General features: G+C 37.4%; 27 protein-coding genes. 11 read left to right on the plus strand and 16 right to left on the minus strand.

Features of this window, described 5'->3' with window-relative positions:
* Nucleotides 1–68: 68 nt before the first annotated feature.
* The 5 genes from SCI76_RS09760 to SCI76_RS09780 form a co-directional block, all read right to left on the minus strand.
* Nucleotides 69–479, minus strand: a complete 411-nt coding sequence (locus SCI76_RS09760) for a CBO0543 family protein (protein WP_154991701.1) — start codon at nt 477–479, stop codon at nt 69–71.
* A gap of 217 nt (nt 480–696) precedes the next feature.
* On the minus strand, nt 697–831 hold the full coding sequence (locus SCI76_RS09765) for a hypothetical protein (RefSeq protein ID WP_407545250.1): 135 nt from the start codon (nt 829–831) through the stop codon (nt 697–699).
* A 142-nt stretch (nt 832–973) separates the two neighbouring features.
* Complete coding sequence (locus SCI76_RS09770; protein ID WP_033578134.1) at nt 974–1606, minus strand: fumarylacetoacetate hydrolase family protein; 633 nt, start codon at nt 1604–1606, stop codon at nt 974–976.
* 338 nt (nt 1607–1944) lie between these two features.
* Complete coding sequence (mmuM, locus tag SCI76_RS09775; protein WP_033578133.1) at nt 1945–2880, minus strand: homocysteine S-methyltransferase; 936 nt, start codon at nt 2878–2880, stop codon at nt 1945–1947.
* 134 nt (nt 2881–3014) lie between these two features.
* Nucleotides 3015–4412: a PLP-dependent aminotransferase family protein gene (locus SCI76_RS09780; protein ID WP_407545172.1), complete on the minus strand. Its 1398-nt coding sequence runs from the start codon at nt 4410–4412 to the stop codon at nt 3015–3017.
* A 111-nt stretch (nt 4413–4523) separates the two neighbouring features.
* On the opposite strand from SCI76_RS09780, the gene SCI76_RS09785 reads away from it, so the two are divergent.
* Together SCI76_RS09785 and SCI76_RS09790 are read left to right on the plus strand one after the other, a co-directional pair.
* Nucleotides 4524–4997 (plus strand): GNAT family N-acetyltransferase, encoded by a 474-nt coding sequence (locus tag SCI76_RS09785; protein ID WP_328175385.1) that lies wholly within the window; start codon nt 4524–4526, stop codon nt 4995–4997.
* Nucleotides 4998–5226: 229 nt separating this feature from the next.
* Nucleotides 5227–5427 (plus strand): YolD-like family protein, encoded by a 201-nt coding sequence (locus SCI76_RS09790; RefSeq protein WP_074893948.1) that lies wholly within the window; start codon nt 5227–5229, stop codon nt 5425–5427.
* 76 nt (nt 5428–5503) lie between these two features.
* On the opposite strand, the gene SCI76_RS09795 is transcribed toward SCI76_RS09790, so the two are convergent.
* Nucleotides 5504–7432, minus strand: a complete 1929-nt coding sequence (locus SCI76_RS09795) for an LTA synthase family protein (protein ID WP_033578131.1) — start codon at nt 7430–7432, stop codon at nt 5504–5506.
* 393 nt (nt 7433–7825) lie between these two features.
* Here SCI76_RS09795 and SCI76_RS09800 point away from each other — a divergent pair, with 393 nt between their 5' ends.
* The 6 genes from SCI76_RS09800 (at nt 7826) to SCI76_RS09825 (ending at nt 10962) form a co-directional block, all read left to right on the plus strand.
* Nucleotides 7826–8008, plus strand: a complete 183-nt coding sequence (locus SCI76_RS09800) for a YolD-like family protein (protein ID WP_013081871.1) — start codon at nt 7826–7828, stop codon at nt 8006–8008.
* A gap of 148 nt (nt 8009–8156) precedes the next feature.
* Complete coding sequence (locus tag SCI76_RS09805) at nt 8157–8375, plus strand: helix-turn-helix transcriptional regulator (protein WP_048020078.1); 219 nt, start codon at nt 8157–8159, stop codon at nt 8373–8375.
* Nucleotides 8365–8835, plus strand: a complete 471-nt coding sequence (locus SCI76_RS09810; RefSeq protein WP_407545173.1) for an MFS transporter — start codon at nt 8365–8367, stop codon at nt 8833–8835. The genes SCI76_RS09805 and SCI76_RS09810 overlap by 11 nt, the downstream gene beginning before the upstream one ends.
* Before the next feature lie 215 nt (nt 8836–9050).
* Nucleotides 9051–9473 carry a hypothetical protein gene (locus tag SCI76_RS09815; protein WP_034269544.1) on the plus strand — a complete coding sequence of 141 codons (423 nt, stop codon included), beginning with the start codon at nt 9051–9053 and terminating at the stop codon, nt 9471–9473.
* Nucleotides 9474–9485: 12 nt separating this feature from the next.
* Entirely contained in the window at nt 9486–10409 is a 924-nt protein-coding gene (locus SCI76_RS09820; protein WP_407545174.1) for an FAD:protein FMN transferase, read from the plus strand.
* The gene (locus SCI76_RS09825) at nt 10384–10962 is read left to right on the plus strand and encodes a ferric reductase-like transmembrane domain-containing protein (protein ID WP_033578121.1); all 579 of its coding nucleotides are present in this window, start codon (nt 10384–10386) and stop codon (nt 10960–10962) included. Before SCI76_RS09820 ends, SCI76_RS09825 begins: the two co-directional genes overlap by 26 nt.
* A gap of 32 nt (nt 10963–10994) precedes the next feature.
* Here the strand turns inward: SCI76_RS09825 and gdh are convergent, their stop codons facing one another.
* The 4 genes from gdh to SCI76_RS09845 form a co-directional block, all read right to left on the minus strand.
* Complete coding sequence (gdh, locus tag SCI76_RS09830; protein WP_048020074.1) at nt 10995–11780, minus strand: glucose 1-dehydrogenase; 786 nt, start codon at nt 11778–11780, stop codon at nt 10995–10997.
* A 17-nt stretch (nt 11781–11797) separates the two neighbouring features.
* Complete coding sequence (locus SCI76_RS09835; RefSeq protein ID WP_028412111.1) at nt 11798–12658, minus strand: RhaT/GlcU family sugar-proton symporter; 861 nt, start codon at nt 12656–12658, stop codon at nt 11798–11800.
* Between the two features lie 219 nt (nt 12659–12877).
* Entirely contained in the window at nt 12878–13564 is a 687-nt protein-coding gene (locus SCI76_RS09840; RefSeq protein ID WP_115653111.1) for a response regulator, read from the minus strand.
* Between the two features lie 12 nt (nt 13565–13576).
* Complete coding sequence (locus SCI76_RS09845) at nt 13577–15145, minus strand: sensor histidine kinase (protein ID WP_034269535.1); 1569 nt, start codon at nt 15143–15145, stop codon at nt 13577–13579.
* A 108-nt stretch (nt 15146–15253) separates the two neighbouring features.
* On the opposite strand from SCI76_RS09845, the gene SCI76_RS09850 reads away from it, so the two are divergent.
* Both SCI76_RS09850 and SCI76_RS09855 read left to right on the plus strand, forming a co-directional pair.
* The gene (locus SCI76_RS09850) at nt 15254–16312 is read left to right on the plus strand and encodes a DctP family TRAP transporter solute-binding subunit (RefSeq protein WP_033578117.1); all 1059 of its coding nucleotides are present in this window, start codon (nt 15254–15256) and stop codon (nt 16310–16312) included.
* A gap of 145 nt (nt 16313–16457) precedes the next feature.
* On the plus strand, nt 16458–17726 hold the full coding sequence (locus SCI76_RS09855; protein WP_014461461.1) for a dicarboxylate/amino acid:cation symporter: 1269 nt from the start codon (nt 16458–16460) through the stop codon (nt 17724–17726).
* Nucleotides 17727–17800: 74 nt separating this feature from the next.
* Here SCI76_RS09855 and SCI76_RS09860 read toward each other — a convergent pair whose 3' ends face one another.
* Both SCI76_RS09860 and SCI76_RS09865 read right to left on the minus strand, forming a co-directional pair.
* The gene (locus SCI76_RS09860) at nt 17801–17938 is read right to left on the minus strand and encodes a hypothetical protein (protein WP_243495444.1); all 138 of its coding nucleotides are present in this window, start codon (nt 17936–17938) and stop codon (nt 17801–17803) included.
* Between the two features lie 131 nt (nt 17939–18069).
* A complete protein-coding gene (locus tag SCI76_RS09865) occupies nt 18070–18735 on the minus strand; it encodes a TerC family protein (protein ID WP_028412106.1) in 666 nt (221 codons plus the stop codon).
* Between the two features lie 376 nt (nt 18736–19111).
* Between SCI76_RS09865 and SCI76_RS09870 the strand changes: the two genes are divergently transcribed.
* Nucleotides 19112–19294: a YolD-like family protein gene (locus SCI76_RS09870; protein ID WP_013081858.1), complete on the plus strand. Its 183-nt coding sequence runs from the start codon at nt 19112–19114 to the stop codon at nt 19292–19294.
* A 79-nt stretch (nt 19295–19373) separates the two neighbouring features.
* On the opposite strand, the gene bioA is transcribed toward SCI76_RS09870, so the two are convergent.
* The 4 genes from bioA to SCI76_RS09890 all read right to left on the minus strand — a co-directional run bounded on the left by bioA (nt 19374) and on the right by SCI76_RS09890 (nt 23619).
* Nucleotides 19374–20747, minus strand: coding sequence for an adenosylmethionine--8-amino-7-oxononanoate transaminase (gene bioA / locus SCI76_RS09875; RefSeq protein WP_028412105.1), 1374 nt, complete (start codon nt 20745–20747; stop codon nt 19374–19376).
* Nucleotides 20728–21450 carry a dethiobiotin synthase gene (gene bioD / locus SCI76_RS09880; RefSeq protein ID WP_168760363.1) on the minus strand — a complete coding sequence of 241 codons (723 nt, stop codon included), beginning with the start codon at nt 21448–21450 and terminating at the stop codon, nt 20728–20730. The genes bioA and bioD overlap by 20 nt, the downstream gene beginning before the upstream one ends.
* Nucleotides 21451–21481: 31 nt before the next feature.
* Nucleotides 21482–22045: a biotin transporter BioY gene (locus SCI76_RS09885; protein ID WP_033578115.1), complete on the minus strand. Its 564-nt coding sequence runs from the start codon at nt 22043–22045 to the stop codon at nt 21482–21484.
* A gap of 137 nt (nt 22046–22182) precedes the next feature.
* Nucleotides 22183–23619: an amino acid permease gene (locus SCI76_RS09890; RefSeq protein WP_168760362.1), complete on the minus strand. Its 1437-nt coding sequence runs from the start codon at nt 23617–23619 to the stop codon at nt 22183–22185.
* Nucleotides 23620–23838 lie beyond the last annotated feature (219 nt).

Here is a 23838-nt window from a genome sequence, read left to right on the forward strand (position 1 = left end):
CTATATTACATATGTAGCCATTAATAAAATATCATTTTTTTATGATTTATCATTACTTTTTTTTATTTCTATTTTTGCTTATCGATAACCTGGAGCCTGCGTATCATTTTTAAATTTAAAGCCATTGCTATATAAAGAAAAGGATAGCAAAAAAACGAGTATAGCGTCTTCCATTCGTTATAATAAAACACTTCTGTTTGGGCAGAAATGTATTCAAACAGTGTTGTAAGAATTACCCACACTGTAATGTATAAAGCTTTTTTAGCCAAACTCTTGCTCCCAGGATAAAAATTTAAAAATACACTATTCGTCGCAGGATAAATAAAAATAAAGACTAAAAGATATTCAAAATCTACTCCTGTTTTAAAAAAGCCATAAAGATTATATTTAACATCAAGATATATATCTGCTACCGATCCTAAAAACATAACAAACAAAGAAGTTGTGTACATTTCTATCCAGCTGATACGTTTTGGCATGACTAGTACACTCAAAATAGAAATCACCGTTGTAAAGATTAAGAGCACCATGCTGAGGACCTCGTTTTCTAAAGGAGATAGAAACAGCTTTCCCATTGGATATTAAATTCATTCTGAAGGCTAAAAAACTAAGACTTCATAAAAAAAGAGATGGAGACATAACGAAGTCAAGCCAATCTAAATACGAACAAATGAGATAAATAAGGTGAACCGCCTGTTACACCTGTGTTGATTTCCGTGCAAGACTTCGCTTTCCGCGGGTGGCGGGTGAGCCTCCTCGTCGCTTCCGCTCCTGCGGGGTCTCACCTGTTCCGCTTTTCCCGCAGGAGTCTTCGTCTCGCCCTCCAATCAACCTCTAGAAACAACGAAATACGTGAATCCTACATTCACCATCGCAATAAAAAATCCGAACGGGTTGGATTCTCTATCAAGAATCTCGATTCACCGTTCGGATCTTCCTTCAACTAAACTACCTTTGTTTCAAGCTCTTTTTGTTAACGAAGGGAAACGATGCAAGAACCAAGCTCTTGCTGCCCCCATTTAAGTGAAAGATGATCCTGATGTGAAAGCGGACCTACTCCTTCAGGTGTACCTGTAAAAATAAGATCTCCTTTATCAAGACCAAAATGTTTTCCTGTAAAATCAATAATCGTTTGTAAGTCAAAAATCAAATCTTTGATATTTCCCAGCTGAACGCGTTCATTGTTTTTCACTAACGAAAAGTCTTTCTGCTTAGATGCTTCTACTCCTTCAAACGGAATAAAGTTTCCCACGACCGCTGAATGTTTGAATCCTTTTGCAAGCAGCCAAGGGTGCTTTTTTTGTTTTAATTCGCTCTGCACATCCCGAAGCGTCAAATCTAATCCAATCGTCATCTCGTCAACAAGTTCATCCACTGTTATGCCTTCTTTGTAAAGTTGTCCAATATGAAGAATCAGTTCGGTTTCAAAGTGCACCTCTCCTTGGTCGCGAGGAAGAGTGATTGATTGTCCAGCTGCTTCAACAAGAGCGTGAGTAGGTTTGGAAAATAAAAAAGGTGATGTTGGAATATCATTATGTAATTCTTTTGCATGCAGTGCGTAGTTTCGGCCCACACAATAAATATTTTTAATATCTTTCACTTTCATCATCCCTTCTTTCGTTCAAATAAAGATTTTTCAACTTGTATTCTTTTATTTTACAAGAAAAAAGAAATTGAGACATAACAAAATGAATTCAATCTAAAGATGGAAAAAGGGAATAAATGAGCTGGACTGCTTATGACACCTCTGTGGATTTCCGTGCAAGGCTCCGCTTTCCGCGAGAGTCTTCGCCTTGCCCTCCAGCCAACAGCTAGAAGGAACTGCGCACACGAAACCTACGTTCACCATGACCATAAAAAAACACGAACTATCTATTTTTGATAGATCGTTCGTGTTTAAGGTTAGCGAAACAGCTTTTCTCACATTCTCTTTTTTTCAATCCGTTATTTTCTAGCCCATTTTGTGATGCCTTTGATATCATCTGGAGTTGTGCGACAGCACCCTCCGATTAACTGAGCACCTGCTTCATACCAGCTGTGAGCGCTGCAGCCATACGTTTCGCCTGCAGATGTCCCGTTCCATGTTTTAGATTCAGCATCATAATGCTCTCCTGAATTTGGATACACAATGACTGGCTTATCCGTTTGAGATTTAATTTCTTTAATAAGTGAAGAAATATATTGAGGCGGCGTACAGTTAACTCCAATAGCTGCTACTTGCTTATAGGAATCCAGATAGCGTGCACACTCCGAGATTAATGTTCCGCTGCTAATGTGCAGGTCATCTTTTGCGCTGAACGTAATCCATGCGTACGCTCCTTCAAATTCTTCTAGCAGCCTCGCAATGGCTCTTGCTTCCATTAGATTAGGAATGGTTTCACAAGCTAACACATCTGCTCCTGCTTCAATTAATGCTTTCATACGAGGACGATGAAATTCCATTAACTCTTCTTCTGTTACGTCATACTGTCCAGTATATTCCGACCCGTTTGCTAAAAATGCTCCGTAAGGACCTACCGAAGCGGCGACAATTGGTTTTGGGCGATTAAGACAATTCTCTTCTTGCTGCCAAAATTCATCTCTTGCTTCAGCCGCAATTTTTACAGATGCTTGAATTAACTCGCGCGCCTCTGCTTCACTTAAACCACGTTTTGCAAAACCTTCAAACGTGCTTTGATAGCTTGCAGTAATTGCACAGTCAGCTCCTGCTGCAAAGTAATCTTGATGCACTCTCTTAATCAATTCCGGCTGCTCCATAAGCACTTTTGCAGACCATAAGCTGTCGTTCAAATCACAGCCATATCTCTCCAGTTCAGTTGCCATTGCACCATCTAGTACAATCACAGGAAATGTATGTAAAATTTGTTGGATAGGATTCATTGTTTGATCTAGGGTTGTCCACTAGCAGTTAGCTTCGATTACCCTATCCTCCTTTCAGATAATTTAAAATATATGCAAAAAAGTCTAAAGGACTAGGCAGCTTTTGTCAAGAAATCGAAGAAATGAGGAGAGGCTTATAACCAAGCATTTTTCAACCGCCTTATTCCTTCTTCTATTTCTTCTCTCTCCAAACTTCCAAAACCTAATAATAGATGAGTCTTTTGTTGAGGTGATTCCGTAAGCCAATAACGAGAAGTGCCGTAGACAGAGACATCTTGCTTTTGAGCTGCGTTAATTAACTGCTGTTCTTTCATATCGTTGCGCACGCGTACAAGTATATGTAAACCTGCAAATTCACCTGATATCGTAATGTTTTCATTAAACTCTTTCTGTAAAGCTGCTAAAAGAGTACCGTGTTTCAGTTGATAAGCCGTTCTCACTCTTCTTAAATGCTTATTCCACTCTCCATTTTTCATTATCAGCCCGAGCGTCTGTTGATGGAGAGTTGGAACAGCTTGCTCGTATAAAGAGAAACGTTCATGATATTCTTTTAGAAGAACTTCAGGTAATACAAGATAGCTGATTCTTAAAGAAGGCATAAAAGATTTTGAAAATGTACCTGTATAAATGACGCGCCCCTTAGTGTCTAAGCTTTGCAATGAAGGGATGGGAGAGCCTTTATAACGAAATTCTCCATCATAATCATCTTCAATAACAAATCCATCGCAGTCATTCGCCCATTTAAGAAGCTCTATTCTTCTTGAAACAGGCATGATCATTCCATATGGAAACTGATGAGATGGTGTAACATAAACAGCTCGTGCTTGGCTATCATAAAGCTCTGGAATGTTTATGCCTTTGTTATTAAGCGACACGGGTTTTAATGAAAATCCATGCTGCTTAAATACAAAGCTAGCCCCGTCATAACAAGGATTTTCAAAGGCAATATCTCTGATGCTTCGCTTTAACATCTGCGCTAATAAACTGAGTGATTGCTGCGTACCTGCTCCAATAATAATTTGATGTTTTGAACAAACCACTCCTCTTGACTGATAAAGGTACGTCGCAATTTCTTCTCGCAATGATTCTTCTCCTTGACTTTCTTGATACATGAACAGCGCTTCTCTATAAGTTTGAAGACTTTCATTGTATCGTTTTTTCCACTCATTCAAGGGAAACAAACGGCTATCAACTTTTCCATACCGAAAATCATAGGTACACGACTTTGTTTCTCTCTGAGGGTGTAAAAATACAGTCGGCTTTTTATCTGTTTGCAGTAAATCAAACTGGGTATTCGTTACGTACATTCCACTTTTGGGCCTGCTTTCTACATATCCTTCAGCTAAAAGCTGCTGATAGGCCATATCTACAGTATTTCGACTTACGTTTAAGTAATCAGCAAGAGACCGGATAGAAGGCAGTTTGTCATTCACTTCTACCCTGCTGGATACAATTTCTTTTTTTATATATTCATATAGCTGGTGATATAAAGGCATATCATTCCTTCGGTTTAATAAAGGTGTGAACTTCACGCTAGCTCCTTTCATCTGTCCCTATCTTATTTTTTAAATCTGGCTCTTTTAGAGGGGATACATTTCTTTTACTATAAGTGTAGATCATCTAATTAAAAAGGAGAAGATTTAATGACTACTACTATTACAATTCGTCAAGCTAATGCTGCTGACATGGAAGCACTTATTTCATTAATGAACGAATACATTGTTGATTTTTACAAGCGCCCTCAGCCTACCAAAAAACAGCTGAGAAATTTAATTGATCACTTGTTTCAACGTCCCGATACTGGCGTTCAGTTTATCGCAACTCAAAATGACGAGGCAGTAGGTTTTTCAACGCTTTATTTTACATTTAGCACCACGCGTGTAAAGCCTGTAGCAATTTTAAATGACTTGTACGTTACTGAAAAAGCAAGAGGTCAAAAAATTGGGGAAAAGTTATTTTCGATTAGTCACCAGTATACAAAAGAACATCAGTATGCAGCCATGTCTTGGGAAACGGCTTACGATAATACAAGAGCTCAAACGCTTTACAGAAAAATGGGAGGAAATGTAACGAACGGTGAATGGATTCACTACGACATTTCAAACGACATCTTATAATATTTTTCCATCCATAAAGTTTTAACACGTTCTTAACACTCCTTTCATAAATGTGTTTTATGATGAATACGACAAATAAATCAGTTTCTGTATGTATTTGTCACATTCTCTGTTAAAGTTTTCACAAAGTGTTCAAATTTTTAGTGAAAACGCTTTCTATTTTTGTGTATAATAAAAATATGCAAATGAAAATGAATGTTACAGCTCGTTAATCATACACATTTTAAATATGGAAGGAGTTTTGAAAATGATTTTAAAAGCATTAAGAAAAAACGGGGCCGTTACAATTAACTATTATAAAAACGGTTTGCTTCAAACGTTTAAAGGAAAAGTACAGCGCCTAGATTTAACAGACCAAACGCTTTCATTAAAAGATGAACAGCAAAATACTTTCTCTATTCGCTTATCGGGAATTAAAGAAATTTATTGATGAATAGTTTACAGTAAAAAAGAACATGATGCTCATTCTGCTTTGCAGAAGTCATCATGTTCTTTTGATTTTAGCTTTATTTAGCTGATGTTTCTGTTTCTTCTTTCCCGTACATATATTTCGAAGGGTCGACTGTTTGGAAATCCTTTAGCTTGTGGAAACGAAGTAAGTCTCCATAAAGCACTTGATCAGATAACTCCAGTTCTTTCGCTACCTTCTGTTTATAAGCTTTCATTTGATTATTTTCTTTAAGCGCTTGACCTGTCTTAGAATCATAATACGTTCCATCCACTAGTGTATATTTCGGAGATACATAGTTGCCATTGCGGAACGCTACTACATCATCATGACCTTTAGAAAATAAATCTGTACCAAATTGGATAAACTCTTTGCTGTCAATCCCTACTAAATGAAGAAGCGTTGGCACAACATCAATTTCTCCACCGTACGTATGATTAACTCCGCCTTTTACTCCAGGAACGTGAATGAATAGAGGTACACGCTGCAGCTGAGCATTTTCATAAGGTGTAATTTCTTTTCCCATTACTTTTTCCATTGCCGCATTATGATTTTCAGAAATACCGTAGTGATCTCCATAAATCATAATCACAGAATTATCATAAAGCCCAGAAGCTTTCAGTTCTTGGAAGAAAGATTGCAATGATTCGTCTAAATAACGAGCCGTTTGGAAATAGCGGTCAACTGTCGCATCGCCCGTGTTAGCTGGCTGTATGCTTGCCTCATTGTTTCCAAGTAAAAATGGAAAATGGTTTGTTAACGTAATTAAATGCGCATAAAACGGCTGTGGTAAAGACTGCAGCATTGGAACAGATTCTTTAAAGAACGGTTTGTCTTTTAAACCATAATTAATTTTATTTTCACCCGTCATATTGTAATAACTTGCATCAAAAAACTTATCCACACCGAACTGCTTGTAAATTTCGTTACGGTTCCAAAACGTCTTATAGTCTCCGTGCAGTACAGCGCTCGTATAGCCAGCTTTTTGATCTAAAATAGCTGGTGCTGCCTGATACGTATTGCTTCCTTTTAGTACAAAGGCAGAACCTTGAGGAAGGCCGTATAGAGAGTTGTCCATCATCAGCTCAGCATCTGATGTTTTTCCTTGTCCTGTTTGATGAAAGAAGTTATCAAAATACGTAAAGTCATTTCCATGGGCCAACGAATTTAAGAACGGTGTCACTTCCTGGCCATTTAATTTGTAATCAATTAAAAAAGACTGAAATGATTCCAAATGAATTTTAATAATATTTTTCCCTTTAGCTTTTCCGAAGTAAACGGAATTAGGCTCCGCATAGTGACTGTTTTTAAAATTAACGACGTTCGTTAAGTCATTGCTGCTTGCAAAAGCTCGCTGTTTAGAGTTTTGAGCAGTCTGAACACCGTCATACATCGTATAATTATAGGCGCCTAAATACTTTACTAGATAATTGCGGTCAAAAGTTCGAGATAGAAGCTGCGGGCGATCAATTTCTGCTAATGTTAAGTTGACAGAAAAAACCATGAATCCTAAAGAAAGAATGGTTACAGCATTCTTAACCGATACTTTTTCATTATGCCAGTCAATTTTTTTACTAAAAAAGAAGAAAAGATAAATAATAAAATCAACAAAATAAAAAACATCATGTGCTTTTAATAAATCCATAATGCTTCCGCCCATACTTCCTGCATTACTTGTCTGCAACAGTGTGGGAAGAGTTACAAAATCGTTAAAAAAACGATAATAGAGAATGTTGCTGTACAACAGCAGCGTCATGATGAAACTGCCTGCAAGAATCCAAGCTCCTGCTTTCTTTCCTTTAAAAAATAAGCCGATTCCTAAAAAAATCAGCACTGAACTTACAGGGTTTATAAACAGCAGCATTTGCTGCATTACGCCGCTTACGCCTAAGTTAAATTCAGTTTTATAAGCCACATACGACTTTATCCACATTAAAACAGCGGCTAATATGAAATAGTGCAGCGGCTTAGAAACGATTCGCTTCATTTTGATTTTCCTTTCTCGATTAGTTTATGAGTAGATTCACAAAGAACATATAGAAAACCTTTATCATTATACTCATAGAAAATGAAAATTAAATGAAATCCTAGCCTTCACAACTATAGATAGATTCTTTAAATTCATCTACTAGTTTACCTAATACCCACAAATAAATAAACTAAAATCACCTTTTTTATCATAAAACCCCTCCTCTCCTCATATACTGTATTCTGTTGCAACACCCGCACTGCAAACTTGTGCATTTTTTCACAATTTATCTACAAACTATTCTCATCTTGCTGTATAATAATAATTCTGCCTTGAGCATTCTCCAAATTCTTATGCTTAAGCCACAGCTTTCTTTTCATAACAGATGCACACATGAAAGGAGATGAATAAATGATTTTAAAAGCGTTAAAGAAAAACAAACATGTAACCGTGAATTATTACGAAAATGGCCTGCTTCAAACCTTCAAAGGAAAAATCCAAAATTTAAACCTAACCGACCAAACCCTCTCCCTACGAGATGAAAAACAAAACATTTTTTCCATTCGTTTGTCTGGCATTAAAGAAATTTATTAATAAAAAAGATCCTGAAGAATTCTTCTAGGATCTTTTTTGTATTTTTTATCCATTATATATTGAAAAATCATCCAATTGATGTTAAATTAACTTTACATAATGTTAAATCAACTTAACAAATTTATTAAAAAGGCAGCGGGTGATCATATTGATTCTTATTAATCACGTAAAAGAGCTTAGAGCTAAACATGGATATACGCAAGGAGATTTAGCTGAAAAAGTTGGAGCCACTCGCCAAACCATTGCAGCTATTGAAAAGGGAAATTACGTTCCTTCCCTACTACTTGGTTTAACAATTTGTGATGTCTTTCAATTAAAAATGGAAGATGTTTTTACACTTCAAAAGGAGGAGAAAAATGTTGAGTAATGTTATTAAATCTTATTTGTTGAATGTAGTGTCTCTGCTATGCATAGGTTGGTTTTTATATGATTTTTTAAGCCTAAATATTCAATTTAGTGAAGTTATGAACCACCCTGAACCCCCGTGGGAAATTACCATGTCTATAGGCTCTTTCGCTTCTTTAATTGTGCTTTTAATCGTGTCCTTTTTTTACTACCGAGCGCGTAAAAAGACGAAGAACGTTTCGCCTTTATTATTTCCTTTTGAATTTGCAGAGGAAGATGAACGTGAAAAGATGATAACAGCAGAAGCTTGTAAAAAAGCCTTTGTTTTTCTCCTATTTTCTATTCCTATAGGCGCTATCTTAATCGCTTTTTATCCGCTGTTACCTAATTCTTTTAGCTTCTATCCCATTGCCGTTCTTTTGCTTCTTTCTCTTGTACAGTTAACGGTTTATTACGTATCGATTAGTAAGATTTATCGGTGATTAAAAAAGGTTGTTCTAAAAAGAACAACCCTTTTTTTAATCTAATAATTCACTGAATTCCCCCACAAAAATAATCCGACCTACATCTATTTCACTATTTTTTCATTTTTTCTGTCTATATTGAACTATAACAATTGAACGATGTATGTTACCTTCCACTTCAGTTTTTCTTCAGTGTTCAGTTGCAAAATAGGAAAGATAAAAGGAGCATATCAATGGCAGCTAATAAATGGACAAAATGGATGGTTGGTTTATCGAGCGTTGCTGCATTTACAACATTTGTAGGGCTTTCTCAAAAATATGATCAAACAAATTCAACATCTACAGCACTAAATAACGATACATCCGCCAATAATTCATCGCAAACTCAAACGGAAGATGAGACGGATCTATTTCCAGATTCAGGATCTGACTCCAATACGGACAATGGAACTAACGGGCAAGATCAATGGTCAAATGACAGTTCTAGCAAACAAAGTGATCAATGGTCAGACGATAATTCAAGCAGTGAAGATGATCAGTGGTCAGACGATGATTCGAGTAATCAGCAAGATCAGTGGTCAAATGATGATTCCACAAGTGGTCAGGATAATTGGGGCAACAATAATGATTCTTCTATGCAAACAAGACCTTCTTAAGGATGTGATGAAATGAGCTACTCATTTAAAGCGATGAATACCACATTTAATGTATATCAGCTTGAAACACCTGTCAGCCAAAAAGTAGAGAGCTGGTGTTATCTTGTAGAAGAAACCCTAAGCCGCTTTCTTCCAACAAGCGAGCTTTCACAGCTTAATTCGCTGAACGGAAGATTATTTCTACCGTCAAAAATGCTGTATGAAGCTGTAAAAGCAGCCTATTACTATTACAATGAGACAAACGGAATTTTCAACCCATTTCTGTATCATTCTATTCAAACTCTAGGATATGACCAAAGCTTTGAACAAGTGCCTAACAATCAGCTACCTCAAGAAGTAGCAGCTTTTGATGCTGTTAACCCTATTATGATTCATAAAGGAATGAGAAGTATTCAGCTTGCTTCTAATATCGGTCTGGATTTAGGAGGAATCGCAAAAGGTTGGAGCATTCAGCAAATGGCGAATCAATTAAAGAAAAAAGGAACTTCACTTGGAGCAATCGATGGAGGCGGAGATATTGTAACGTGGGGGCCCGCTAGCAAGCACTGGTCCATTTCTCTCTCTCATCCATTTGATGCATCAAAAAATCTCACGACCATTAAAGTAAAAAGCAACAGCGGTATTGCCACAAGCAGTGTAGGCAAGCGTTCGTGGAAAGTGAACGGACACGCTCACCATCATATTATTGACGGCAGAATCAGCAAGCCTAGTTCATCAGAGCTTCTGCAAGTAACGGTCATTTCAGAAGACTTAACCATTTCTGAAGTCTATGCAAAGTGCATACTTATTCTCGGCTGGGACGCTGGATTAAGGTTAGCTAAAATGCATCACCCTTCTTTAGAAGTAATTGCGGTTACAAAAGAAGGCAACGTACTAATCGAAAAACATGTGAAAGGTCAGGTATACCATTATGGCTACTCTCCTCGCGCAATTTAGTGCTCATTTTCCCGTATGGAACACCATTCGGGCAGCCGGCTTAACTTCTTATTTACTAATGTTTGTATCGGTTGCCGCTGGCATTTCTCACAGCTTTTCGTTTTTTAAACCAAAACGAAAAAAACAGCTTTTGCTGGTCCATCAATCATCAGGGTGGTTTGGGTTATTGTTTGGCATGATTCACGGACTTGTTTTATCATTTGATCAATCTGTTCATTTTTCACTTTCTGACATTTTAATTCCGTTCACTTCCGATTACAAACCGATTAGCACAGGTCTTGGTACTATTTCACTCTACATTTTATTGGTACTAATTATTACATCCGACTTTATAAAACAGCTTGGGAGAAAAGCCTGGAAAGCCATTCATTTTCTTGCTTTTCCAGGCTATTTGCTAGCACTGTATCACGGCATTACTTCCGGAACAGATACACAGCAGCCCCTTATTCTTGGGATGTACAGCATCACTGGCGTTATCGTTTTAATCTTGCTTTTCTTACGCATTCAACACCAGTCAGCTCCTAAGAACCAAAAAAAAGCTCAGGAAAACTAAAAAACGCACTCTATCATAGAGTGCGTTTTTTCTTATCCGCGTCCTGCTTGGAATGATGGGTACTGTGTCATACCGCCGTCAGCAAAGAGCGTAATTCCTGTTACATAACTCGCCTCTGAAGAAGCTAGCCATGCAGCAACTGCTGCAATTTCTTCCGGCTCTCCGATGTATCCCATTGGAATCATGCTTTCTACATCTGCACGCTGCTCAGGATCAGCAAATTTCTCAGCGTTAATCGGTGTATTAATCGCTCCCGGTCCAATGTTATTTACACGAATACCTTTTGGAGCGTATTCTAATGCCAGTGTTTCAGTCATAAGCTTCATACCGCCTTTACTTGCTGCATAATGAACAAATAATGGCCAAGGAATTTTCTCGTGAACACTCGACATGTTAATAACTGTTCCCTTAATATCATTTTCAACAAAATATTTAATCGCTTCACGGCTACCTAAGAAAGCTCCCGTTAAGTTCGTATCAATTACTTTATTCCAATCGCTTAAAGACATTTCATGAGATGAAACCGGATTTTCTAGTCCTGCGTTATTAATCATAACGTCTAACTTTCCAAATTCTTTAATTGCAGATTGAACTAAATTGATTACATCAGACTCAACTGTTACGTCACCTTTAACGGCAATTGCCTCTCCACCGACTTTTTTAATTTCTTCTAAAACGCTGTTAGCTTCTTCTTCCTTAGAACGATAATTCACAACTACTTTAGCTTTTTCTGTCGCAAAACGAATCGCCATTGATTTTCCCAAACCTGTAGATGAACCTGTTATGACCACTACTTTTCCTTCTAAATCTTTATACATTGTTAATACCCTCCTAGTTAGCTTTTGGCGAGCCCTAACATGACTCCTGCTATGATGATCAGTATAATTCCAATAATAATCCCAATCAGCTGACGCTTCGTTTTCTTCTCACCTAAAATAATGATCCCGCCTAATGTTGAAATGACGATTCCCATTTGGGAAAGCGAAAAGCTTGTCGCTACGCCTACTTTAGGTTGTGAGATGAATAAAAACATATTACCAGCGGCCCAAATAAGACCTGGGATAATGTTGCGAATTGCATATTTATTAAATGGCTTATGCTTAAACGTCAGCAATACTCCTCCAATAACCATACCAATCGCTTGAGGTAATAAAGCGGACCATCCGTCTACATTAAATAGACGGGCTACTACAACATAAACTAAATAACCAACGGTTGAAATTAATAAAATAACAATTCCTTTTTTGAAGTTTCCTTTTCCTTCTTCAGCCTCTTTCTCTTCTTTGCTTTGAAGTGATGCTAAAACAATCCCTACAATAATAAAGATAAGAGCGAGCACACCAAGAATGATTGAAGTTTTTGTAGACCACTCGTGAAACACAATTACTCCAAACAATGAAGTGGAAACTAACTGAAGCCCAGTTGAAATAGGCATCGTTTTAGAAACTCCAATTAAATCAATACTTTTCAGCTGATTACTTTGTCCAACTGCCCAAAATAGCCCCGATACAACTCCAACCCCAAAGATTAAAGGTGTAAGCGTAGGGTGTACAAAAATATAAATACCGATTGAGAAAATCAAAGCTCCCAATGTGGTTCCAAGCGTTTGACTATAAGGTCCTCCGCCTAGTTTCACATTGAAAAGCACAATGCTTCCCCAAAATATGGCTGGTAAGACGGCTAAAAATATGTCCATGTTTCAAAACCTTCCTGTGCTAAAATTAAATGTCAAAGTGCATATTCCCCAATTTTTCCGCCATTAATCCTTTTTCAGGGACATTTTATGAATTAATGACCGCACGAAATATTCTTTGGATATCGAAAACTGTATACCTTAATTTGTTCTAGGAGAGAAAAAGATATACTTTCTAACGCAAAAAAACAGCTTTTCCAAATAAAAGCTGTTTTGTATCATTTAATTTATTTTTAACATATAGCGATTAATAGGTCTCCCTACTCTGCCGTATTCAACTGATAATTTCAGCTCGTTTTCCTGTTCTAAAAACTCTAAATACCTTCTTGCTGTAACACGCGCAATTCCTACGCCGTCCGCCACTTCTTCAGCAGAAATCGGATGATTTTGTTCGGAAAGATATTGTTGTATCCTCCTTAGCGTAACCGCATTTAGCCCTTTTGGAAGCAAATCGGCTTTTTCTTCAAATTGCTGAAACAGCATAGAATCTAATTCAGACTGAGTAATATGTTCTTTTTGACTTATTTTAACTTGAAACGAACGATACTGCTCAAGCGCTTGCTTCATTCGTTCAAACTTGAACGGTTTCATAATATAATCTACCGCGCCGTATTGAAGAACTTTCCGTACGGTTTCAATATCACTTGCAGCCGTAACTGCTATCACGTCTGTTTTATAGCCATTTGCTCGAATTTGCTGTAAGGTGGTTAAGCCATCTTGACTAGGCATATACATATCAATAATCGTTAAATCAGGCTGATGCTGTTTAATGAGCTGTATACCTTCTAAACCATTCGAAGCTGCAGCGATAACGATGAATCCTTCAACTTGTTCAATAAATTGGCGGTTCACTTCTTGTACCATAGGATCGTCTTCTATGAGAAGCACTGTCCATTCTTTTTTATTCATTTCCCACTCCCCCTATAAAAAGAATGTAATGATAAAAGTGGTTCCAACATCTAATTCTGACTCTACTTCGATCTGACCGTTTCCTTTTTCAACAATTTGTTTTACTAAATGCAAACCAATTCCTCTATTTTCCTTTGCTTTAGTTGAAAAACCTTCATCAAAGATTCTCTCTATTTGATTCTTATTCATGCCGCATCCGTTATCTTCAACTAATATAGAAAGAATGCCGTCACTTTGTTCCATACTTATATAGATCTTCCGTTCACGACGCTCCATATGCTGATACGAATCAAAAGCATTCTCAATTAAGTTACCAATAATAATTACAAAATCATGATGATCTAAGTAAGGAGGAAATGAGTGAAGCTCGCTGTGGCGATCGATAGCTAACTCAATTCCAAGTTCTTTGGCACGGCTGACTTTGCTTAACAGCAATCCCGATATACTTTCATCTTTAATATGTTTATGAAGAAATTGGGTGAGCTCTTCTTGCTGTTCAGACACTTGAAAAACGTACTGAAGAGCCTTGTCTTTATTTCCAAGTTGGATAAGCCCTGCAATGGTATGAAGTTTATTCATGTATTCATGGTTTTGAACTCTAAGAGCGCTTACAAATGATTTAACCCCTGTTAACTCTTCAGCTAATTTTTTAACTTCTGTTCTGTCTTGAAAAATAGCGACCGCACCGACTGTGTGATTATTAACCTTAATCGGCACACGATTGCTTAAAATATTTAAATTGCGAACTTGAAGCTCTCGATTATAAACAGGCTGATTAAGCTGCAGAATTTCTGGCAGTCTTGTATCTGGAATCACATCATAGATCTTTTTCCCAATTACCTCATCGGGTACATCCATCATAATTTTCGCTTTATGATTAAAAATAGTGATGTTCTCCTCTTTATCAATGGCAATGACTCCTTCATGCATGGCATTAAAAGTCTCCGTTCGTTCTACAAACAAACGAGCAATTTCATGAGGCTCAAGCTCAAACATCTCTTTTTTAATACGAGATGCAAGCGCCCACGCTCCCCATCCTCCAAAAAAAAGAGCGAGACCTGAGATGAGAAAAATTTCTTTTTTCAAACTTAAAATAACCTCTGTAAATTTCGGAAGAAGGTAGCCTGAGACAACGACTCCTACTTGTTCATGCTGATCGTTTACAACGGGAACAAAAGAACGAATGACCATCCCGCCTTCTCCTTTTGCTTTATCAGTATAAGTATGTTCTGCAAACGCCTGGCCCTCGTCCTCTCCTTTAGAAATTTTCCCAATCATGCTTTGCAAAGGATGAGACAAACGTTCGTGATTCATATTCATCACCACTACATAATAAGCACCGTGAATAATGCGAATCGGCTCTACAATTTGATTAATGTTCTTGCTATCTTTTTCAATTTTTTCTCGAATTTCAGGCATTTCAGCAACTGTTCTCGAAGTGATCAAAGCCCTTTGCTCTAAATCATTTTCTTTTGACTGCACAAAATTATTAATCACGACAATACTTGCTAAAAACAACGAAAAGACCACGATAAAAAAGATTAACCCCGTCATTTTCGTTTGCATCGATAAGCGCATCATAGCGGAACACCTACTGCTGATTGAAGTTTATTTTAATTTTACCACGTTGAGAAATTGCGTGTTAGAATATTTGTAGAGAAAAATTATTGAATCGCGGGGTTGGACATTTTGAAGATGTTTATAGGGGCAAGTATCATTGTTAGCGTTTTCTTGATGATCTATGTTTTTTTGCAGTATACGGTTATAAATCAGGATAATGTGTATCATGACGATGAGCAAAAAGGATTAAATAAGCAAATTGTGATTAATTTTAGCCACGTTGTAGCTGAGAACACTCCAAAAGGCTTAGCCGCTCAAAAATTCGCTGAAATCGTTAATCAAAAATCGGATGGTAAAGTTAAAATTGAAGTATATTCAAACGGTGTATTGTATTCAGACGACGAAGAACTTGCCGCTCTGCGCCGAAACGATGTACAAATGATTGCGCCTTCTATTTCAAAGCTAACCGACCTTTCCCCTACGTGGCAACTTTTTGATCTCCCCTTCATTTTCGATGATTACAGCGAGGCAAAACAAGTGTTTACCGGGAAAATCGGACAGGATTTGTTGAGTACGCTGCAAGAGAAAAACATTAAAGGGCTTGCTTTATGGAGCAACGGCTTTAAACAAATGACCAGCAATACAAAACCTTTGCTCCATCCAGCAGATTTTCAAGGTCAAACATTTCGCATTATGCCAAGTGAAGTAATCAAAAAACAATTCGAACTTCTTGGCGCTAAGCCTCAGGCTGTCTCGTTTAATAAAGTATATCAATCCCTTGAACGACAGGAATTTGATGGACAGGAAAATACGATTTCTAATATTTATTCAAAACGTTTGTACGAGCTGCAAAAATATATGACCATCAGCAACCATGGATACTTGGGCTATGCTGTTTTAATGGATCAAAAATATTGGGACAGCCTCCCTGAAGATGTAAAACAACTATTAAGTGATGCCATGGTAGAAACAACGAACTGGATTTGGACTCAATCAAAAATGATGAACGATGAACAGCTACAGCAAATAAAAAATAAATCTGGCATGCGCGTTTATTACTTAAATGATACACAGAAAGCCGAATGGAAAAAGCAGTTTAACTCTCTTTATCAATCGTTTGAAGCCAATGCAACAAAACAAACGCTTGATATCATTCAGCAAATAAAAAATATCGAAAGCAAAAAGTGATGACTATATGTTCATCACTTTTTTTGACCAAAATGACCAAAAAGAACATTATCACCAGAAATATAAATAGTTAAAATTATCAGTTAATATAAAGATAAGAATAATGTAAGCGTTAACAAAAACATTCTCGAAAGGAGCATTACATATGAAATTAAGTTTTAAAAACCTAACTGTTCAAGTTGTCATTGGTATCCTTCTTGGTATTGCAATTGGCTTTATGTTTCCTGAATTTGGAGCTAAATTAAAAGTATTGGCTGATATCTTCATCAAATTAATTAAGATGGTGATTGCCCCAATTATTTTCTTAACAGTGGTCATCGGTATCGGAAGCATGGGAGATTTAAAGAAAGTGGGACGAATTGGAGGTAAAGCTCTTTTATACTTTGAGATTGTCACTACTTTTGCCTTAGCAATTGGAATTATCGTTGTAAACTTTATCAAGCCTGGGGCTGGCTTTAATATCAATGGCGCAAGCGGAGCTGATGTTACTCAATATACGCAGCAAGCAGCTGAAGCGGAGCATGGCTTTATGGAGTTTATCATGGGAATTATTCCAGACAGCGTATTTGGCGCAATGGCAAATGGTGAATTATTGCCAATCTTATTCTTTGCCGTACTATTTGGAATGGCTACAGCTACACTCGGCGAAAAAGCGGCTCCTGTCATTACATTCTTTGAACGCTGTACAGATATTTTCTTTGGAATTGTTAATATGATTATGAAACTTTCACCTATTGCGGCGTTCGGAGCGATGGCTTATACGATCGGTAACTTTGGAATAGGCTCTCTTCAAAAACTCGGTTTCTTAATGGGATCTGTTTACATTACTATGTTCTTATTTATTGTATTTGTACTTGGAAGCATCGCTAAGATTTATGGATTTAATATTTTTAAATTCATTGCTTTTATTAAAGAAGAAATTCTACTTGTATTAGGTACGTCTTCTTCGGAATCTGCACTGCCAAAAATGATGGACAAAATGGAGAAGTACGGATGTTCAAAATCTGTAGTAGGACTTGTCATTCCAACTGGTTACTCATTTAACCTAGATGGAACAGCAATCTACTTATCCATGGCTGCTATCTTTATCGCTCAAGCGTATGGAGTCGACCTGTCGTTAATGCAAGAGATTACGCTACTTGGTATTTTAATGCTAACGTCTAAAGGAGCGGCCGGAGTCACTGGCTCTGGATTTATTACACTAGCAGCTACGCTTGCTGCATTCCCAATGATTCCAGTTGAAGGAATCGCGCTGTTAATCGGGGTAGACCGCTTCATGTCGGAAGCTCGTGCCATTACAAACTTAATTGGAAATGGTGTAGCAACTGTAGTTGTATCGAAAATGGAAAATGAATTTCATCCTCCTGTAGAGACGATACAAGACGTTAATTCCGCACCTCCATTAGCTAAATAATAAAAAAGAAGTTGAGACATAGCCAAATGAATCCAATCTAAAGACGAATAAATGGGATACATGAGCTGAACCGCTTATGACACCGCAGTTGATTTCCGTACAAGACTTCGCTTTCCGCGGGCGGCCGATGAGCTTCCTCGTCGCGTACGCTCCTGCGGGGTCTCATCTGTTCCGCTTTTCCCGCAGGAGTCTTCGACTTGTCCTCCAATCAACTGCTAGAAGGATCTAAACAAATGAAGCCTACGTTCACCACAACAAAAAAAACGAACCACCAATCAAAATTGATTAGTGGTTCGTTTTTCATTTCATCTTAAATATTTTTGTCCCAGCCTCTTTTTTAGGATTAATGCGTTTCTTTTTTAGAACGTCCGCTAAGTTTCCCAACAACAACAACTAAAATAGCTAACAAAATAGGAACAATTGTATGCAAATGCGGATTTAACCCTTCTAATACATGTCCTACCGCTTTGTCTTTAAAGATCATTTCACCAGCAGTATAGCCAAGAAGCGCTGCTCCGGCAATGATGATAATCGGGAATTTTTCCATGATTTTCATTAAAAGCTGACTTCCCCAAATGATTAACGGAATGCTGATAACAAGACCAAGGATAATGAGTAGAATACTGCCGTTGGCCGCACCCGCAACCGCTACTACGTTATCTAAACTCATAACAAGATCCGCTATAATAATTGTTTTAATAGCACCTGCTAGAGTTGAATTCGCTTTAATATCTCCGTCATCTTCCCCTTTTAAAAGACTAATCGCAATCCATAGAAGCAGCAGGCCTCCGATGAAATTTAAAAATGGGATTGTTAATAAATATACAGCGACAAACGTTAGCCCTACACGTAATACAACCGCTCCTAATGTACCGAAAACAACCGCTTTGTTTCGATGCTCGTCCGGAAGATTCCGACAAGCTAAAGCAATCACGACTGCGTTATCGCCACTTAGTACAATGTTAATGAGTAAAATTTCTAAAAGATTTAAAATAAAACTCTGATCCATACAAAAACTCCTTGATTGATTTTTATTAGTCTATTTCTCTATCTCTTATTTCATTACTAGAAATAGAGAACTAAAACTCTATCAATATAACCCGTTCTTACCCTTTAATGAAAAGAAGTAGTTATTTCACTAACAGTATTTTATCACTAAAAAGAAATTTGAAATAGGTATTTGTAAAGGAAAAGTCAGTTCATTACAATAAATCAAACCTTATTCTTTATCTTTCATCTGTTTTTCACCATCATTCTCTACTATTAGTAGCAGGAGAGCATTTATAAAAAATAGAGTAATTTTTATAAATAATACAAGCCTCCAATGCTTCTTCATTATTTTGTAGTTTTTCGTCAACTGCGATATAAGAAGGGAGAAAACAGGTATGATTTTAAAAGCATTAAAAACGAATAAATTACTAACTATTAACTATCAAAACAACGGTTTTGTTCAAACGGTCAAAGGTTATATTCAAAACTTAAACTTGCTCGAACAAACTCTTCTATTAAAAGATGAAAATCAGCATGTACGATCACTGCGACTATCAAGTATTAAAAACATTTATTGATTGAAAAAAGATCCGAACAATGAATCGTTCGGATCTTTTTTCAATTAAATAAAATATTTTTGTCTTAGCCTCTTTTTATTTAACTCACTGTATAGCGTGCGATTACTTCTTTAATTGATTCATATACAATTTCAACCATTGTTTTTAATTCTTCGTCCGTCATTGAAAGAATAGGCATCATCGTAATTACAGGACCTAGCTCTCTGATAATTAAACCTTTTTGGCGAGCCGCTAAAATAATATCTCCCATCACTTTTTTATCTTCAAAGATAGACTTTGTTTGGCGGTCTTTGACAACCTCGATTCCTGCCATTAATCCTCTTTGTCTAATGTCTCCCACGTTAGGCAGTTCATAAAGCTTTAATAGATAACGTTTAAAAACTTTCGACCTTTCTTTTACACTACGGATTAACTCTCTTTCTTCTATCAGTTCAATATTTCTAAGCGCTACTGTACAGGCCAATTGATTTCCCGTATACGTATGTCCATGAAAGAACGTTTTATTTTCATCTGGATGAGCTAAAAAAGCATTAAATATCTGTTCGCTTGTTAACGTAGCAGCAAGCGGCATATATCCTCCTGTGATCCCTTTTCCTACACACATAATGTCTGGTACTACGTCTTCTTGTTCACATGCAAACATCGTTCCTGTTCGCCCGAATCCGACAGCTACTTCATCACAAATGAGCAATACCCCGTACGCTTTGCACAGACGCTCTACTTGTTTTAAAAAACCGGGAGGATGAGTAATAATACCCGCTGCTCCTTGCACAAGCGGTTCAATAATCAAGCCGGCTACTTCTTCTCCGTTGTTCTGCAAGAGCTTCTCCAGCTGGTGAATACAGTAAGCTGAAGCTTGCTCTTCGGTTTCGAACCCGTCCATACGGTAGATGTAAGGAGAAGGTGTGGGAATGCGTTCAAACAGTAAAGGCTTAAAGATGCGATGAAATAAATCCATGCCTCCTACACTGACTGCCCCGATTGTATCTCCGTGATATGCCTCATTCAATGAGATAAATTTACTTTTGTTTTTGTACTTTGCAGAGTCGAGATTTTGCCAATATTGATAGGCAATTTTCAACGCAATTTCAACAGCGGCAGAGCCTGTATCAGAATAGAATACTTTCGATAAGCTGCCAGGAGTAATTTCCGCTAGCTTTTTAGCTAACAAAATGGATGGAACGTTTGCCGATCCAAGCAGCGTAGAATGCGCTAATTTCTCCACTTGTATATGTAAAGCTGTATTTAATTCCGGATCATTATGTCCATGCACGTTCACCCATAGAGAAGCGTATCCATCTAAATATTTGTTTCCCGCTACGTCATACAAATAGCTTCCCTCTCCTCTTTCAATGATAAGGGGATTCGATTCACGGTAAGCTTTCATTTGTGTAAAGGGATGCCATACATATTCTTTATCCCATTTTTCCAGCTCAGCTTTTTGATACGACACAGTCAAACACCTCCTGAATATGCTGAATCACACTTTTTTGCCTCACCAATTTCTCAATATATGCTTCTAACTCTTCATCGATATGAGTAAATACAGGTACAGTCATTAAAGAAGAGACTTGAAGCAGCTTTTCAATCGTTCGAACATTGTCCTTATGAATGATACTGCTGTGATTAAAACGATTAAAAATGAGTCCGTTGATTTTAAGATGATGCTCACTTGCATATGAAAAGGTAGAAAGCGCATCGTGAATAGCTCCTAATTCCGTTGTTCCAACAGCAATAACCGGCATTTGTGCATCTAGGATCAAATCTTTTGTCATATAAAACGTTGTTTCCTCTTCAATTAAAGGTACGGCAAGTCCTCCCGCTCCTTCCACGAGTACTACGTCAAATGCCTTTTTTAATTCATTAATGCGCTTTAAGACGATTGAAGGCTCTACTTGCCTATTGCTCAGTTTAATAGCCAAGTGAGGAGACGTCTCTGGCTTTAACTGATAAATACCTGTATTTGCTACTCGGAGCCTTGTTTCAAACCAGTGAATATCTGGATAACCTCCGATTTCATCTTGATAGCCGGTTTGAAACGGTTTACAAATTGTCGTTTTTATTCCTAGACGGCTAAGCACTTTATACAAAATGCTTGTCACCAGCGTTTTACCAATATCTGTTCCAGTTCCCGTAATAAAATACGCTTTGCCCACTTTCTTTCCTCCTCTTTTTTCTATGTCTTCATTACCCCGCTTTAGCCCGCTTTGATGATAAACGGCTAAATTGAGGCTTCATTCGGTGAATCAGCACTGAACATAAAATGCACAATAAAAGATCTCCAGGCATTGGCAAAACAGCTCCAAAAAGAAGTGTATCACTCAGTGAAAGTGGCTTTTCAATTATCCATTTCATTGCTCCGTAAAGCCAAACGCACCCGAATACATACACAATAACCAATGTAGATAAGTTGGCTAAAAAGATAGAAAAAGGTTTCTTTAAGTCATATTTTTGAATAAGGTAGCCGTTCATAAATGACCCTGCAGCATAGCCAATTAAATAGCCAAACGTTGGTTTGAAGATATACCCTAAACCTCCTCCTTCTGCAAAAACCGGAACACCGATTAACCCAATACCTATGTAGCATAGCTGACTATACAAACCTAAACGCGGTCCTAACAGCGCCCCGGCTAAATAGACAGGAACAATTTGAAGAGTAAACGGTATGTAGGGAATAGGAATTTTTATAAATGCACCAATCGCCGTTAAAGCAGCAAATAAAGAAACATACGCCATTGTTCTCGTTTTCATGTTCACCCTCCCTTTTCTGTTCGCTGCTTTAAGTTTGCAATAATCTCTTTTTATTTGTCAACTTAATTTTAATTTAAGTTTACAAATAAAATATAAAAAAAGACGCAAAAACCTGGGCTTTTGCGTCTTTTTGATTTTTATAAAATTACCTTTTTGTCGTCTTTAAGCTGCACTTCTTGACGGCTGATAGATAAATCAACTTTCTTTTTTACACGTGCATGATAATAAACATAAAACAGCAGCGCTAGTGGAATACCGACATACAGTGCCATTCGCTGCTCTGCATCAAATGCCATGCTTCCAAGTACAATCGTATTTAATACTAATGCGATTAAAGGTAATACCGGGTAAAGAGGGACTTTGAATTTTAAATCCTCGATTCGCCCTCCTTGATTTATATATCTTTTTCTAAATGCAAGCAGTGATGCAGCAATCGTAATCCAGCCAATTTGTGCACCTAAACCCGCTGCAGAAATAAGCCATACAAATACTGTTTCTTGAGCAAAGAATCCTGAAAGCAAAGATAAAAGCGCAATGCCTAATGTTAAAAGCAAGGCGTTCATCGGCACACCGCGTTTATTTACTTTCATGAAAGCTGAACTTGCCATGTTATCTTTTGACAATGAATACAGCATACGCGTTGCTGCATAAAGACCTGAGTTAGCTACAGATAACAGTGCCGTTAGGATAACAAAGTTCATAATATCTGCTGCATATGGAATACCAATTTGGTCGAATACAACAACAAATGGACTTTCAACTACGCCTGCTTTTTCAAGCGGAATCATCCCCGCTAATACAGCTACAGCTAGTACAAAAAATACAAGCGTTCTCCATACCGTTTGTTTAATGGCTCTTGGTACAGTCTTGTCTGGGTTTTCACTTTCCCCAGCAGCTACACCGATAAGCTCCGTACCTTGAAATGAGAAGTTAACTGTAATCATCGTAATCAGCACGGCACTAATTCCGTGAGGGAACACGCCGTGAGCCGTATAGTTAGAGAAAAGCGGCGCGCTGTCTCCATTGCTTAATGGAAGAAAACCAAACATAGCAGCTCCACCAAGTACGATAAATAAAATAATAGCTAACACTTTAATGCTGGCGAACCAAAACTCCGCTTCACCAAACGCTTTAGCTGACAGTGCATTTAATGAAAATAATAAAAGCGCAAATATAGCACACCAGATCCATACAGGAGAATCAGGAAACCATCTTTGCATAAGCTGACCTGCTGACAAAAATTCTAATGCAACCGTTACAGCCCAGCCCAACCAATATAACCATCCAAAAGCAAAACCAACGCCAGGGCCAATAAATTTTGTTGTATATGTCTGAAACGAACCAGAAACTGGCATTGCTACTGCAAGTTCCCCTAAGCAAAGCATTGTTAAGTACATAATGAAGCCACCTACGATAAACGAAAGGATAGCTCCAATCGCCCCTGCTTGGCTAATCGTGTATCCTGTTCCTAAAAAGAAACCTGTACCGATAACCCCGCCGAGCGAAATCATAAACAAATGTCTGCTTTTCATCGTCTTTTTTAATTCATTTGTTTGCTGTTGTCCTTCTATCATATTAACGACATTTCCTTTCAACCTATTTATTACGAGATATTACCTAGAAAAAAATTAATAAACCTTTGTTTTCTATGCATATTTACTTACATATTTATGCGGTGTTCTCAATTTAAATGAAACAGCCTTTTGTAATCTTAACATAATGCTCACTAGATTTAAAATGTTTTTCTGCAAAAGTAAAATGAATTTTTCTTGAATAGTGTGATTTCCTTTTAC

This window comes from Priestia sp. HNGD-A6, from assembly GCF_045784335.1.
GTDB lineage: Bacteria > Bacillota > Bacilli > Bacillales > Bacillaceae_H > Priestia > Priestia zanthoxyli.